14 protein-coding genes are annotated in these 15,362 nt (G+C 37.7%); 12 read left to right on the top strand and 2 right to left on the bottom strand.

What is annotated here, in order from left to right:
- The first annotated feature begins 113 nt into the window (after positions 1-113).
- From DS742_RS20780 to DS742_RS20755, 6 genes are all read left to right on the top strand, one after another.
- Positions 114-806 (top strand): response regulator transcription factor, encoded by a 693-nt coding sequence (locus DS742_RS20780; protein ID WP_117418878.1) that lies wholly within the window; start codon positions 114-116, stop codon positions 804-806.
- Positions 799-1,866, top strand: coding sequence for a sensor histidine kinase (locus DS742_RS20775; RefSeq protein WP_117418877.1), 1,068 nt, complete (start codon positions 799-801; stop codon positions 1,864-1,866). Before DS742_RS20780 ends, DS742_RS20775 begins: the two co-directional genes overlap by 8 nt.
- 182 nt (positions 1,867-2,048) lie before the next feature.
- Positions 2,049-3,602: a radical SAM protein gene (locus DS742_RS20770; RefSeq protein WP_117418876.1), complete on the top strand. Its 1,554-nt coding sequence runs from the start codon at positions 2,049-2,051 to the stop codon at positions 3,600-3,602.
- 62 nt (positions 3,603-3,664) lie between these two features.
- Positions 3,665-3,862 (top strand): Apre_1838 family putative sactipeptide bacteriocin, encoded by a 198-nt coding sequence (locus tag DS742_RS20765; protein ID WP_117418875.1) that lies wholly within the window; start codon positions 3,665-3,667, stop codon positions 3,860-3,862.
- A 97-nt stretch (positions 3,863-3,959) separates the two neighbouring features.
- On the top strand, positions 3,960-5,741 hold the full coding sequence (locus DS742_RS20760) for an ABC transporter ATP-binding protein (protein ID WP_117418874.1): 1,782 nt from the start codon (positions 3,960-3,962) through the stop codon (positions 5,739-5,741).
- Between the two features lie 119 nt (positions 5,742-5,860).
- Positions 5,861-6,757 (top strand): metallophosphoesterase, encoded by an 897-nt coding sequence (locus tag DS742_RS20755; protein WP_117418873.1) that lies wholly within the window; start codon positions 5,861-5,863, stop codon positions 6,755-6,757.
- Between the two features lie 10 nt (positions 6,758-6,767).
- Here DS742_RS20755 and DS742_RS20750 read toward each other — a convergent pair whose 3' ends face one another.
- Together DS742_RS20750 and DS742_RS20745 are read right to left on the bottom strand one after the other, a co-directional pair.
- Positions 6,768-8,159: a sensor histidine kinase gene (locus DS742_RS20750; protein ID WP_117418872.1), complete on the bottom strand. Its 1,392-nt coding sequence runs from the start codon at positions 8,157-8,159 to the stop codon at positions 6,768-6,770.
- On the bottom strand, positions 8,140-8,853 hold the full coding sequence (locus DS742_RS20745; RefSeq protein ID WP_117418871.1) for a response regulator transcription factor: 714 nt from the start codon (positions 8,851-8,853) through the stop codon (positions 8,140-8,142). The genes DS742_RS20750 and DS742_RS20745 overlap by 20 nt, the downstream gene beginning before the upstream one ends.
- A 169-nt stretch (positions 8,854-9,022) precedes the next feature.
- On the opposite strand from DS742_RS20745, the gene DS742_RS28615 reads away from it, so the two are divergent.
- The 6 genes from DS742_RS28615 (at position 9,023) to DS742_RS20715 (ending at position 15,335) form a co-directional block, all read left to right on the top strand.
- Complete coding sequence (locus DS742_RS28615; RefSeq protein ID WP_147325829.1) at positions 9,023-9,538, top strand: hypothetical protein; 516 nt, start codon at positions 9,023-9,025, stop codon at positions 9,536-9,538.
- Between the two features lie 349 nt (positions 9,539-9,887).
- A complete protein-coding gene (locus tag DS742_RS20735; RefSeq protein ID WP_170313537.1) occupies positions 9,888-11,807 on the top strand; it encodes a BglG family transcription antiterminator in 1,920 nt (639 codons plus the stop codon).
- A 19-nt stretch (positions 11,808-11,826) separates the two neighbouring features.
- A complete protein-coding gene (locus tag DS742_RS20730) occupies positions 11,827-12,168 on the top strand; it encodes a PTS lactose/cellobiose transporter subunit IIA (RefSeq protein WP_117418868.1) in 342 nt (113 codons plus the stop codon).
- Positions 12,165-12,470: a PTS sugar transporter subunit IIB gene (locus tag DS742_RS20725; protein ID WP_117418867.1), complete on the top strand. Its 306-nt coding sequence runs from the start codon at positions 12,165-12,167 to the stop codon at positions 12,468-12,470. The genes DS742_RS20730 and DS742_RS20725 overlap by 4 nt, the downstream gene beginning before the upstream one ends.
- Before the next feature lie 45 nt (positions 12,471-12,515).
- Entirely contained in the window at positions 12,516-13,823 is a 1,308-nt protein-coding gene (locus tag DS742_RS20720; RefSeq protein WP_117418975.1) for a PTS sugar transporter subunit IIC, read from the top strand.
- Positions 13,824-13,853: 30 nt separating this feature from the next.
- Complete coding sequence (locus tag DS742_RS20715) at positions 13,854-15,335, top strand: sulfatase family protein (protein WP_117418866.1); 1,482 nt, start codon at positions 13,854-13,856, stop codon at positions 15,333-15,335.
- Positions 15,336-15,362 lie beyond the last annotated feature (27 nt).

Below are 15,362 nucleotides of genomic sequence, written 5' to 3'. Positions count from 1 at the left end.
ATGTATCATTATTTTATTATTCGTCTGTATTATTTTTGACATAAATTTATCTTACTTTTTTACATTTACATGCTATAATTATAGATAGTTGTTTGTAATAAGGGGGATTAAGTATGTCAAATAAAATTTTAGTAGTTGAAGATGAAATAAGTATAGTAGAATTTATAGAGTTATATTTAGAAAACGAAAATTTTGAAGTATATAAGTGCTTTACGGCAGAAGCTGCATTAAAAATTATTGAAACAATGGAATTTGATCTAGTGTTATTAGACATTATGCTGCCAGGTAAAGATGGCTTCTTTTTATGCAAAAAAATCAGAGAAGAGTATCGGTATCCTATTATTATGCTGACGGCTAAAAACGATGAAGTGAGCAAAATAAATGGATTAACATTAGGGGCAGATGACTATATTACAAAGCCATTTCTTCCATTAGAAATGATTGCAAGAGTAAAAGCTCAGCTTAGAAGGTATAAGAAATATAATCAGTCTGAAACAGATGAAGATTCTGGAATTTTGTCATATTCAGGACTTGAACTCAATGTCAGAAAAAGGGAGTGCAGCTTAAAGGGGAAGCAGCTCAATCTGACGCCAAGTGAATATGATATATTAAGACTATTGTTAGAACATAAAGGTGAAGTAGTTAGTTCCGATGAACTTTTCAGACTAATCTGGCACGATGATTATTACATAAAGAATAACACCATATCTGTTCATGTGCGTCATTTACGTGAAAAACTTGGCGATAAGGCGGAAAATCCGAATTACATAAAAACAGTGTGGGGGGTTGGCTATAAAATTGTTTAAAGAAAAACAAAAGCGTTTAAAATGTAACAGAAAACTATTTCTTCATCTTATCCTCACTCTGCTGTTTTACACTGTTTCAGGCTGGATTTTAAGAATTGTTTTTGATTATTATTACAGCAAAACTCATACATCGATTATTATGTGGATAAATCTTCGTGTTGATTTATTCCAATTTTTATATTTAATTATCGGTTATATAGGTATATTTATGTATTTTTGGTGTAAGCCTTGGAGATATCTATATGAAATAATTAATGCTGCAGAGGTTATATACAAAAAAAATGATACTGTGGTAAAACTTTCGGAACCATTAAAAGAAATTGAAACTCAATTGAATCAGATAAAGATGTCTATTCTTATGGCTGATCAAGCAATCAAAGTTGCTGAAAGTAAAAAAAGTGAGATGGTTGCATATATTGCCCATGATATAAGAACTCCGTTAACCTCCATTATTGGCTATTTAAGCTTAATTAAAGATATGCCAGAGTTATCAGTAAAAAAAAGGCAGGAATACCTGGAAATATTACTCGATAAGGCTATGCATTTAGAACAAATGGTGAATGAATTTTTTGATATCACTCAATATAATACACAGAAAATCCAAATTAATAAACAAGAGATAGATTTATATTATTTATTTATTCAATTAACAGATGAATTCTATCCAATGATTAAGAAAAAAGGCAATACTTTAAAACTTGATATTGCTAAAAACTTATCCTGCAATATTGATTCTGAGAAAATGTCGAGAGCATTTGGTAATTTACTGAAAAATGCCATTAACTATAGTTTTCCCAAAACTGAAATTTTTATATCTGCAAAAAAATGTAATGATAAACTTATTATCGTTTTTAGAAATCAGGGTGAAACATTATCAGAAAGTGAGTTGTCACAAATATTTGAAAAATTCAATCGCTTAGATAAATCGAGAACCTCTGGCTTAGGTGGTGCCGGTTTGGGTTTATCGATAGCGAAGGAAATTGTACAACTTCATTGTGGAGAAATTATTGCGCAGAGTGAAAATGAGACCATTACTTTTATGATTACTATACCGGATTAGTTGTAAAATGCCTTAAGTAGATCCTTGAAGTTTATATTTATTTGTCTAATTTCTTAATTAATTCTCATGATTTTCAATATGTAATCTTAAAACAGAAATCTTTCTTACCTGGTATTATATTACCAGATAAGAAAGATTTTTTTGTGAATCTATGAAAAATTGATATTGGGAGGGAAATGAGCATGATTGCTGCTAACGATACAATAAAAGAATTTTACCGGGAACTTAATACCAACGGCAGAATAAGCAGGCTGGGAAAGGTTTTTAAAACCGATAAAAACTATTATTTTTTGGATACAGGTACAGGAAAAGTTGCATGTTTAAAAGCAAATGTATACAAAGTTATGAAAAGTTTATTGGAAAGTGATAGTTATGAAGATTTAGATATTCCCAATTTAAATGAAAAGGAACTAGAAAGCGCAATAAACGAGATAAAAGAAGCTATGAAGACAGAACATATATTATCAGCCCCAATTCTCAAAACATTAACTGGGGCAGCGGTAACGCACTTAAAGGAAACATTAGAGAGCGCAGTAGAAAATGTTACACTAGAGGTGACGGAAAAATGCAATTTACGTTGCAGATATTGTATTTATAATCCATCTCATGAAGAGTATAGGGAATTTGGACATAGAGATATGTCTTGGGAAACTGCAAAAAAGGCAATTGATTTTTTAATCAATCACTCAAGCGATGCTGAACATGTACATATTGGTTTTTATGGCGGAGAGCCTTTGTTAAATTTCAAGTTAATAAAACAATCTGTTGAATATGCAAAAAATAGATTTAAAGAAATTACATTTGCAATGACGACCAATGCAGCTATGGTAACTGATGAAATAGCTGAATATTTGTTGGATAATGATTTCGATATTATTGTAAGTTTAGATGGACCAAAGGAAATACATGATGCAAATCGAATAACGGTAGAGGGAACTGGAAGCTTTGATAAAACTGTTAGAGGTACCAAAATATTATTAAACACACAAAGCAGATTAGGCAAAAAATCAAAAATATCCTTCAATATGGTGGTGTCAGGACCGAATTATGAAGAGAACTATAATAAAATACAACAATTTTTAGAAAGTGAAGAGTGGATTCCGAAAGATATTATGGTTTTGACAGCATCTGTTGATCATGGCCCTAAGGATAGTGAATATTTTATTCCTCAGAGTAAACAAGAATATAAATTTACAGAAGGATCATATGACCCTTTAAATGAATGGGATTGGAATTACCGTAGAGAAATGGGGATCGGTGATTCAAAAAAAGGGCTGTTTTCAGATGGTGTCATGGATAAAGGAATGATGATTATACATAAAAGACTCTTGTCTGAACTTCCTGTTAAAGCGTATGGTATGAATGGTTGTTGTGTTCCTGGACAAAGAAGAATATATGTAACAGTCGATGGTAAATTTCTTCTTTGTGAAAAAGTCGGAAATATTCCTGATATTGGAAATGTTGATACTGGGTTTGATATTGATCGTATTCAGAAATTATACGTTAGTGATTTTATCAATAATGCTAAGGAATTCTGTAAGGATTGTTGGGCGGTTAATCTTTGTACTATGTGTTATGTAAATTGTTACGATCAAAAGGGTCCGCATTTTTCGTACAGACATAATTCGTGCCGCAATGAAAGATTGTATTTAGAAAACAATCTGATTCGTTATCATACAGTATTAGAGGAGAATCCGGAGGAACTGATGGAATATAATGAAAAGGATTTTCGTTAGTCAGTCAAATACGTTATGTTTTACATAAATGTATTTAGAAATTATGGAAAGGAGATTTCGCTATGAAATTCATTAATCCAATTGGGAGAAATCCAGGAAGTGGTATTCAACCTCAGGCATGTACATGTTCTAGTGGATATGCTGGATACAGGGGTAATGATGATGGCTGCATTCATTGTGGGTGTGGCTGCGGTGGTGATGGTGAATATCGTACGGGTAATAGAGTAAAATCTATTAGAACCATTCGCTCATCATCATAATCATCTTGCTGTTTGAAGGAAAGCAGCATCTGAGAAGATTTCTCAGATGCTGCCTCTTTCTTAACAATTTTCCGAATGATGTCTGAGGAATATTACAATGAATAAATTTAAAGGTAATATAAAATTATTTGTTTACACAATACAGCTGTTGTGTAAGATAAATAAAAAAATTTTTGCTTTTTCTGTTGTCCTGTCTATTATTAATGGTATTTTCCCCATTGCAACACTTCTTTTAAGTCAAAGTATTATTAACGAAATACAATTACTCAAAAAACCGTTCGACATTTTATTGAAGTTAATTATGATTTATTTTCTGATATCCGTTATTGGAACTATATTACAGAATATTAGTGGATATATATTAAGTAAACTCAACAACATATTGCAGTACGGTATCAATAGAATAATTATTGAAAAATGTTCAAAATTGTCATTGGAAATGCTGGAAAGGACAGAGACATATGATACAATTGCGCGACTGGAGCAAGATATATCAACTAAGCCTTATCAGACATTACAGTCGATCATGAGTATATTTTCTAATGGAGTTTCTGCGGTATTGGCATCCATTATAATAATATCATGGAATGTTTGGATAGAAGTTTTACTGCTTATAATTTCAATAATGATGTTTTCAGGTGAAATAATAATAGGAAACAAAGAATTTATTATGAAGTACAAAAGAAGTGATAAGGAACGAGAGGCATGGTATTATTCATACCTTTTGACTCATGATACAGCATTTAAAGAAGTAAAATCGTTTGGACTTAAAAATCATTTCTTGAAAAGATACATAGAATTAAGCAACATCTTTATCTCGCAAACCAACCAAATCGAAAAGTTTAAAACACTTTTGAACATTTCAATTTCTTTAATACAAGATGTGTTTAGTTTGGTAACAATGATTATGGCTATCTATGCTGCTTATATTGGCCGTATTATGATTGGTACAGCCATGTCATATTTAAATGCAATCACAATGGTTCAAGGTTCCACAAATGCTTTGGCATCAGGTATTTATACAATTTATAATTCAAATCTGTATATTAGTTTATTAAAAGATTTTTTAGAAAATTTTGATGGTGAGGAAGAGATAGACAGTGAGTCTAAATTAAAAGTAGATAGTATTTCTTCCTTGGATTTATTTAGAATAGGATATGATTATCCTGAGTTTAAAAGTGCTCTTAATGAAGTGACTTTAAAAATCAACAAAGGAGAACAGATAGCAATTGTAGGAAAAAATGGATCAGGAAAGAGTACACTCTTCAAAATTATATGTGGACTATACAAGACATCAAGAGGCAAATTTATGGTTAATGGATATGATATTGATACTTACAATATTGAATCCTATAGAAAAAGAACTTCAGTATTATTTCAGGATTTTTTAAAGTTTGAGGGTTCACTTAAAGAGAATATTGCAATTGGAGATATTAATAAGCTGGAAAATAATGAAGATATATATATGGCTCTCGATAAAGCTAATGTAAATTTTTTAAAAAGTAAGGGTTACTATGATTTGGGCAAAACTTTAGGTAATTGGTTTGACAATGGAAGTCAGCTTTCAGGTGGACAGTGGCAGAAAATAGCTTTAGCAAGAGCTTATTACAGAAAAGCAGATGTGTTTCTTCTTGATGAGCCAAGTTCTGCATTAGATGCAATGGCTGAGATGAAAATTTTTAAGAGTTTTTTTGAAATAAGTAAAGATAAAATTGGTATTTATATAACACATAGAGTAAAAATCGCAAAAAATGCTACAAAAATTATTGTGCTGGAAGGTGGTAATATTGTAGGGGTTGGTAATCATGAGAAATTATTAAGAGAATGCTCCGTTTATAAGGATATGTATTTCGAAGAACTAAAAGAAATTAATGGCTAATTTTAGTGGGGGAGTAAATGCAAAAGGAGGGCTGATATAATAGCCCCTTTTACGATTAAATTTGGTATAAAACATGAAATAAGTTAAATACTAATGAAAAAAGTAAAAATGGAGCTAAAATGAAAGCAAATAAAAGACTGACAAAAGCATTTAAACATGCTGAAAACAGAACATTTGATAAAAACTCAAAATATATATTCTTTAGTGACTGCCATCGGGGCGATGACAGTGTTTCAGATGAATTTATACGGAACCAAAACATCTTCTTACATGCATTAAATTATTATTACAAAGAAAATTATGTATATGTAGAGGCAGGCGATGGCGATGAACTGTGGGAATATAAAAATTTCAGTGTGATCCGCCTGGCGCATACCGATGTATTTACTGTCATGAAAAAGTTTTATGATTCCGGCCGGTTCATTATGCTGTATGGGAATCATAATATATATTTGAAATCAAAACATTTTGTTAGATCCAACTATTATCAATATTATGATTTATATAATCAGAAAAAAGTAGATTTATTTAAGGGATTAGAGCCAAAGGAGGCATTGGTTCTTAAAGAAAAAGACAGCGGACAGAAAATTTTTGTACTTCATGGACATCAGGGAGATTTTATGAATGATCAGCTATGGGTTCTGTCCATGCTGCTGCTGCGGTATTTTTGGAGATATCTCCATCTAGTCGGCTTTGACAATCCCACAAGCCCTGCCCGTAATTTATTTAAGAGGCATAAAATAGAGCGGATATACAGTGAATGGATTGAGAAGCATAAAATCATGCTGATTTGCGGACATACCCACAGACCGAAATTCCCAAAAGCAAATGACCTTCCATATTTTAATACCGGGTGCTGTACCCGGACCAGGGGAATATCCGGAATTGAGATTATAAATGATGAGATTTTGCTGGTTGACTGGAGAATCGCAGCTGATGAAGAAGGAGGGCTAAAGGTCCTGCGTACCGTAGTCAGAGGACCGGAGCCCATTGAAAAATTTGATGGAAGGAAATAATCCACGTTCGTTAAAAGGAAATCTCAAATACAGCGCCCTGCTCCTGGTTATATGCCGTAATTCTGCCGTTGAGCAGTTCTGCCGCAGATTTTGCTATGGCAAGCCCCAAACCGAAATTGCCTTTTTTCCCTTTATAGAAACGGTCAAAGATAAAGGGAATGTCGTTTTGAGGGATGCCATCTCCGTCATCGGATATTCTTAAGGATACTGTATTTCCTTTTTTCTCAAGGACGATGGTGACTTTTTGCCTGGCATAGCGCATGCAGTTGGAAACGATATTGATAACTGTCTGGGATAGAAGTATGTCATCAGTCTGAATCATAACATCATACTCCGGAAGCAGCAGCTCCAGATCTTTATCTGATTTTGCCGCCAGTCCCATAAGGCGCTGGGTATAATCCTTTAATAAATGGCAGAGATTGACCTCCTCCCACTGGGGGGTGTACATGCCGCTTTCGTATCTTGAGAGAGTAAGCAGCTCGCTTACCAGCTCGTTTAAGCGTATGCTTTCGCGTTTAATGATCCGTGCGGCTTCCTTTGTATCCGGAAATATACCGCTTTCAATCCCTTCGGCATATCCCTGGATGGACATAAGTGGTGTGCGAAGCTCATGCGAGGCATTTTGCAGAAATGTCTTCTGGTTTTTGTCGTAAGCTTCAAGCCTTCCAACCATGATGCAGATATTATCATAAAGCTGTTTAAATTCCAGGGTGTCCTGAGGGGTGAGGAAGTGGCTGACATCAAAGTTTCCCTGTCCGATCTGCAGGGAAAGGACACCGAGCCTGGTAATCGGGACAGTTATATGTGCCGCTATTTTCTCCGAGAAATAGATGGCGATAAGGATACCCAGAAGCATGATGGCAAAAAGGATAAGATTGACCGCACCGAGGTATTTATTCATATGGTCTGTTGGGAGCGCAAATACAGCAGTTAAATTGCTCAAATCATCATTGCTCATGGAATAGGCAATGGTAAAATACTTTTTTCCGTTTACAGGAATGGTGTAAACAGTTCCCTGTTCCATCTGATGAAATTTAACTTTTATCACATCTAAATATGCAATCTGTGAAGGGGCAAGCTTTATTTGTGCCGGAAATACAGGCAGCGCATCCTGGTCCAGAAGGTAGAAATCCATCCCCTGTGAGAAATGAGAGGATTTCAGGGCCATCAGGATGTTCCTTGCCATATTTAAGGCTTTCTTTTCTGATTGCTGGCCTCCGTCTGTTTCCAACTCACTTTTTATTTCCTTTTCTACTGCCCGGATTGTGGCTTTTAATTCATTTTTTGCAGTAGCGTTGATGTAGATCTGAAAGGAAAAGTTGAATAATATGAGTGTTGCAAGCGGAATCAGGATGAGCAGGATCAGAAATGGCTTTTGGATCTTATTTTTTATACTCTTCATGGGTATCTCCTAATTCCAGGCGGAAACCAAAACCCCAGACTGACTGGATTTTCACAGTTGCTTCGGCTGCCGCCAGCTTTTTCCGAAGCCGTTTAATTACATCATCGGTTGCTCTGGTATCCGCATCGAAGTCGAATTTCCATACATGCTTTAACAGCTCTTCCCTGGACACGGCCTGCTCCTTTTTTTCCAGCAGATATACCATAAGGGCAAATTCCGTTGGGGTGATATCAAGTGTCTTTCCGTTAACGGAGAAATCTCTTTTATTCACATCTGCCTTTATATTACCAAAGAGATAGATTACACCCTTGTAGCTGCCTAAGTCTAACTCCATTCTTCGAAATAATGCTTTTACTCTGGTTACAAGCTCTATTGGGGAAAATGGTTTTGTTAAGTAGTCATCAGAGCCCAGGGTAATTCCGGCTATGCGGTCGGTTTCACTGTCTCTGGCAGAAACGATCACAATCAGTGCATTGCTTCTATTTCTGATCTCGCGGCATAGTACCAGACCGTCCGTGCCGGGCATCATGATATCAAGAATTACCATGTCGGAAGGATTTTTATCAAATGCTGCATACAATTGATCGCCATCCGGAAATGTCTGAACTTCAAACCCCTCAGCAGCCAGAAAAAGCTGTATTAAATCTCTGATGGGCTTCTCATCATCTGCAAGGTAAATTCGTTTCTTTTTCATTTATCTGTAACTTCTCCCTTCGGCTGTTTCATTCATTTTATCATTTTATTTTTCTAATTCATAGAGCTGCCACAATTTTGCCACAGTTTCACCTTTGAAATGCGTCAGGGAAAGGTAGTATGATTTCACACAGATAAGAAAATCCCCCCAAATGAAAGGAGAAACAATAATGAGAAAATCTATGAAATCAATCACCTCTCTTTTGACAACAGCAATGCTTATTACAGGTACATTAACCGTTCCGGCTCAGGCAGCCCAGACAACGGCAGCAAACCCAACAAAAGCAGCAGCCACCCAGGCAGCCACAACACAGAAGAGTAAGTCCGGCACGGCAGCGAAACCAACAGAGGCGGCTAAGGCAGCGGCAGCAAAACCAGCAGCAAAAACAACAGAAGCAGCTAAAACAACTGAAGCAGCAAAAGCTGACTCAGCAAAAGCAGCAGCAGCTAAAACAGATAAAAAAGCGGCAACAAAAAAGGCTAAAAAGGCAACTGCAGTTAAAAAACATAAAAAAGCAGCAAAAAAGACCAATAAGGCAAAAACACATAAAAAAGCAGCAAAAGCAAAAAAGACCGCAGCTAAATCAGCAGCAAAGGTAAAAAAAACTGCAGCCAAAGCAACAAATAAAGCAGCAACAACAAAAGCAGCAGCAACAACAAAAGCAGCAACAACTGCAAAGAAATAATACAAAAGATATAGTTCCATTTATTTCATTATCAGCTGCACTATTTAATGGAAGAAGTTAAATAGTGCAGTACTTATAATGTTTTTCTTCTGTTACTTCTTTTATCAAAACCCAATATATGTGAAAATTGCATAAAAAACAGCTGCTGTTTTAATTGTATGAGCGGATTATAAATAAAAAAGAGCGGTTATTGTAACAAATTCAGAATAATGTCTTCCTAAAGCCCGGTCCCATTGATTTGTAGCCGGGCTATTTATACTGTCCAATTACCGTAACGGATACGGAAAATAACCGGGTTGAGTTTCATTATCCCAATGTTATAATGAAATTACCGAAAGGAGGTGGCAGCTTGATTGACAGAAGGCAGCAGCTTCTGTTCTCAAAACTTACCGGCAATGAGTACATTACGGCAGCTGAACTGGCGAAACAGATGGGGCTCAGTGAAAAAACGGTCAGGACCAGAGTAAAGGAACTGGAGAAAGAACTTTTACCCTGCGGTGCCCGTATCATATCGAAACAGGGGCATGGATACCGCATTTCCATAACCGATCCATTGCTGTATCAGGAGCTTATAAAATCCCTGTCAGCAGACGGGAATGCATTGCCCACATCTTCACAGGAACGGATTTTATATCTACTTTCGTGTCTGCTTAACAGCGAGGACTATGTAAAACTGGATGATTTAAGTTCCTTCTTGTTTGTATCAAGAAATGTGCTGACAGGGGATTTGAAAAAGGCAGAGGACATGCTTTTGAAATACGGTGTCAGACTGGTGCGCAAACCTCATTATGGAATCAGGGCAGAGGGGACTGAATTTGATAAAAGGCTGTGTATTTCCAATTATCTGATGAAGCCGGATCTTATTTTACAGGGGCACCGCCGCAGAAGTACGGATGAGATGAGGTCCATCGGAGATACGCTTCTTACCTGCATCAGGGAACATAACATTAAATTGTCTGAGGTTTTATTTCAAAATCTGATCATTCATATATACATCGCAGCAAAGCGGATAAAGGCCGGGCTATATATGACTGCAAAAGAGGCTGATTTTTTTCAGATAAGTCTTGGCGAGAAGGAAATGGTCATTGCACAGGATCTTGCGAAAGGACTGGAGGCCAGTCAGGGAATCGTTTTTTCAGAGCCTGAGATAAAATATCTGGCAATTCATCTGGCTGGAAAAAGAAGCATTGGGGAAGAAGACGGTGAAAGGATAAAACCGGAAATCCCCAGGCGGCTTATGGATCTGATTACGGAAATGCTTCAGTCGGTGTATGACAGTTTTAAAATAGACTTCAGACAAAACCAGGAGTTAATTCTGTCGCTTTCTCAGCACATGGTACCTTTGGACATCAGAATCCGGTACGATATGGGAACAGATAATCCGTTGCTGGAGGAAACAAAAAAGAATTATTTTCTGGCCTATGCCATTGCCAGGCAGGCATGTATTATTATTAACCAACATTACCACAAGAGCCTGTCAGAGGATGAGGTGGGGTTTATAGCGCTTCTTTTCGCACTTGCCCTTGAGCAGGAGAAAAGAAACAACGGCAGGAAAAATATTCTGATTGTATGTGCATCAGGAAAGGGAAGTGCCCAGCTGTTAACCTATCGCTACAAAGAGGAGTTCGGCAATTATTTAAATCAGGTTTATACCTGTAACACACATGAACTGGATCATTTTGATTTAAGCAAAGTGGATTATATTTTCACCACGGTCCCTCTTGAAATTTCTGTTCCGGTTCCAGTTATTTCAGTGAAGGATTTTCTTGGGGACAGAGAAATTCTGGCGGTCAAAAAAATCCTGTTTATGGGAAATAAAAGTTTTCTGTATGAGTTCTACGACAGGCGTTTGTTTTTTACAGATATCCGGGGGGAAAGCAAAGAAGAGATAATTGGAGAATTATGCAGACGTATCGGCACTGTAAGAGAATTACCCAAAGGATTTTATGGAGCAGTTTTAAAGCGGGAAAAACTTGCCCAGACAGACTTTGGAAATCTTACGGCGTTCCCGCACCCATATAAAACACTGACTGAGGAAAGTTTTGTTTGCGTGGGAATTTTACAAAAACCGATTCTTTGGAACACAAACCAGGTGCAGGCAGTTTTCCTTGTTTCCATCGGTGAAGTGGAGCAGGAACAGCTTCAGGCTTTTTACCAGCTTACGATGAATCTTCTGCTGAATCAGAGGGGAGTGTTAAGGCTTATTAAGGAAGCATCTTTTGATACGCTGATCGAGCTTTTAATGGATGATAAAAATAACAGACAGTGACAATGGGGGAGAATAACAAATGGACATAACTATTGAAACAATCATGATGGAGCTGGTTGTAAACGGAGGAAATGCCAGGAGCTGCGCAATGCAGGCAATAGCTGCTGCAAGAGATGGAAAGCCAGGTCTGGCGGAACGGTTAATGAAAGAGGCAGATGAAGCAATTGAGAAAGCCCACGAGTTTCAAACCGGGATTTTACAGGCAGAGGCCTCAGGGGAACATCTTGAAATGAGCCTGATTATGGTTCATGCACAGGATCATTTAATGAATGCCATGACCGTAAGAGATCTTGCAAAAGAGTTTTTAAAGCTGTATAAAAATCAGATATATGCGGCAGGTAAGGAAGGAGTGGTAATATGATACACATCACGTTAATTTGTGCAGCTGGAATGTCTACCTCCATGCTGACTCAGAGAATGCAAAAAGCGGCTGAAAGTAAGAATCTGGAGGTTGAGATCATAGCGATGCCTGAATCAAAATTCCGGAAATATAAGGGAGAGACGGAGGTCCTACTTCTGGGACCTCAGGTACGGTATCTTCTTGAAGAAATCAAAGCCGAATTCCAGCCAAAGGGAATGAAAGTGGCAGTTATTGATATGAAGGATTATGGAATGATGAATGGGGAAAAAGTATTGGAGGATGCATTAAAACTTCTGGGGTAAATCAGGGTGCAGCAGATAAAAGGTATGTTAAAAGGAGAGGGATATATGAATAATTTAACTGGATTAATTGAGAAATATTTCGTTCCCATGGCTGGAAAGCTATCGAAAAACAAATTTTTAAAAGCAATTTCCAATGGATTTTCTGTACTTTTGCCAATTACAATGATAGGTGCAATCTTTACACTTCTTGCTAATCTGCAGATTGCGCCGTATCAGAGCTTTGTTAAAGCTGTTCACTTAAAAGAAATATTTGGTTTTGCACCTAAGGTAACGACAGATATGCTTGCAGTATACGCAGTTTTTCTCATTGGAAAAGCGTTGGCGGAGCAATTTGATTTTGATGATAATGTCTCCACTATAGTGGGAGCGCTGAGTCTGTTTTCATTCCTGGTTTTAATTCCTCTTGGCGTTTCAGGAAAAGCGGAGAAAAGTCAGGAAATCGTCTCGATTGCCGGGGCCATGCCTACCACGTATCTGGGAGCTGCCGGTTTATTTACAGCCATGATTGTGGGACTTCTTGTGCCGTTTATTTATCAGACATTTATTAAGCACAATATCGTTTTAAAGATGCCGGAGCAGGTTCCGCCCACAATTGCAAAATCCTTCAGCGCTTTGATTCCGGCCTTTAGTATCGCATTTATTTTTGGTCTGATCCGGTTTTTATTTTCCTTAACACCTTTTGGAGATGCCAATAGTTTTATATACACAGTGATGAAGGCGCCTCTGTCCAATCTTGGAGCCAGTCCAGCAACCTTTATCCTGTTTATTCTGGTCTGCTCCCTCATGTGGTTTTTCGGTCTCCACGGCGGTATGATTGTCATGCCTTTTATCAATGTTCTATATACCGCAGCAGGGCTTGAAAACCTGGAGGCTTATGCAAACGGAGTGGCTGGTCCCAATCTGATCACCAATGCATCATGGTTGATTTTCGCCTCTGTGGGAGGAGCTGGCGGAACTTTAGGATTATGCATTATTATGGCTTTCATGGCAAAAAGTTCCCGGTATAAAACGCTTGGCAAGCTTGCCCTTCCGGCAGGAGCCTGCGGAATTAATGAGCCGATTACATTTGGTCTTCCAATGGTATTAAATACCATCATGATAATTCCGCTGATCATTACTCCTATTACCACATTTCTTATTTCGTATTTTATGATGAGGATTGGAATCATTCCTCCGCTTAATGGAACAACCATCCCTCTTGGAACTCCGGTAGTGTTTGCCGGTCTTGTTGCAGGAGGATGGAAAACAGCAGTTTTGCAGATTGTATTAATTGCAGTTCAGATATTAATCTATCTTCCGTTTTTTAAAGTTCTTGATAAACAGGCCGTACTGGAAGAGAAGGGTACAGCCTGACCTTAAAACAGATGGGAAAGGAGGGACACTGTGGAAAAGAAATCCAATATACTGCTGTTTGTAGCAGATCAGATGCGCAGTGATTCATTAGGCCATTTAGGAAATCCGGCGTCAGTTACTCCTAATCTTGACATGCTTACAAGGGAGGGGGTTTCATTTCGGAATGCCTACTGTCAGAATCCGGTATGTGTTCCTTCCAGATGCAGTTTCCTTACGGGATTATATCCGCATACAACGGGACACCGTACCATGCATTTTCTTCAGAATCCGGATGAACCTAATATTTTAAAGGTTATGAAGCAGGCGGGCTATGAAGTAATCTGGGTGGGCAGAAATGATGTAATTCCAGGAAACCGAACTAAGGAAGAATATTGCAGTGAGTATTATAATGGTGTTGTAATGGAGGATACAAAAGGGGAGAGTAATAATGTCTTTGGTTTTAAGAAAAAAGGTAAAACTCCTGCAGTCAAACCGGAAGAAGATGATAATTATTATTCTTTCTATACCGGAAAGCTGGATAAAAAAGAAGCACAGGAGAGTTTTGACTGGAACTGTGTGAAAAGTGCACTGGATTATCTGGAGAGAAGAAGCAAAGAAGCAGATTCCCCTCCATTCTTTCTGTATGTGACGCTGACCTTCCCCCATCCGCCTTATGGGTGTGAGGATCCATGGTATTCCGGCATAGACAGGAAAAAGCTGCCGCCGAGAAGACCTTGTGTGAAAAGTTTAAAAGATAAACCGTCCATGCTTTATGGAATTAATTCCAGACAGAATTTAAACGGCTGGTCAGAGGAGCGTTTTGATGAACTGAGAGCCACCTATCTGGCCATGGTTTCACGATTTGATTATCAGTACGGTTTAATATCAGATAAGCTGAAGGAAACAGGAGTCTACGATGATACCAATATCATTGTATTCAGTGATCACGGCGATTACACCGGGGATTACACCATAACGGAAAAAGTACAGAATTGTTTTGACAACCCCATCAGTAATGTTCCGCTTTTAATAAAACCCTCCCGGGATCATGAATGCAGTCCCCGCATATCGGAAGCACTTGCAGAGCTGGTGGACATACCGGAAACAGTCGCAGATATGGCTGGAATCAGGCTGCCGTATAAGCAGTTTGGAAAATCACTTCTGGCTGCGGTAAGCGGCATTGAGTTTCATAAGGATGCGGTATTCTGTGAAGGAGGCAGGCTTCATGGGGAGGAGCACTGCATGGAAAAGGGACACGGACCATTATCTCCTTACTGGCCCAGACTTGATACGCAGTGCAGTGAGGGGGCAGAGCATACAAAGGCAGTTATGATAAGGATGGGGAATTTGAAATACGTCAGGCGTTTGTATGAGACAGATGAACTTTATGATCTTGAAAAAGATCCAATGGAGCTAAATAATGTAATCAATGATTGGGCTTATAAAGAAGAAATCTTAAAACTGAAAGAGCGTATGCTTACCTTCTTTCTTGAAACAGGAGATTATGTGCCTGACCGTAAAGATATTCGATAAATCATGAGGGGCTGTAAAAAAACTCCC

Origin of the sequence: Lacrimispora amygdalina (genome assembly GCF_003432035.1) — a bacterium.
Taxonomy (GTDB): domain Bacteria; phylum Bacillota; class Clostridia; order Lachnospirales; family Lachnospiraceae; genus Lacrimispora; species Lacrimispora amygdalina.
Note: the sequence above shows the minus strand (reverse complement) of the source record. Positions and strands in the feature narration are given on the sequence as shown.